Annotated in this window: 1 protein-coding gene; it reads right to left on the reverse strand. The window is 51.4% G+C overall.

What is annotated here, in order from left to right:
- On the reverse strand, positions 1 to 313 hold a 313-nt coding region (gene tnpA / locus ACO0LE_RS20275; RefSeq protein WP_422962128.1), incomplete at both ends, for an IS66 family insertion sequence element accessory protein TnpA.

Below are 313 nucleotides of genomic sequence, written 5' to 3' on the forward strand. Positions count from 1 at the left end.
GTGGCGTATTTTTCGTGCTGTTTTTGACGGCACCCAGATCGATGAACGAGGTAGGCAACTTGGGCAAACGCGGTGCGGGCTTAACGTTGGTCACGTCTAGTCGTGAGCGCCAAGCATAGAAGTTACTTTGTACAATGCCTTCTTCATGGCAGAAGGCTGAAATACTTTTACCACTGGCCGCATGGCGTGTCAGGTGATGACGCCATGTCGATTCTTTTGAGACATCTGAGGTCGGCTTACTCCTTTCCCGCTCCGTGATGTTGAACTGGGGGGATTGTGCCGGGTTTAGGTTCCGTTGAAAATAACCCCTCTC

The organism is Undibacterium sp. Xuan67W, assembly GCF_049340165.1.
In the GTDB taxonomy this organism is placed as follows: Bacteria; Pseudomonadota; Gammaproteobacteria; order Burkholderiales; family Burkholderiaceae_D; genus Undibacterium.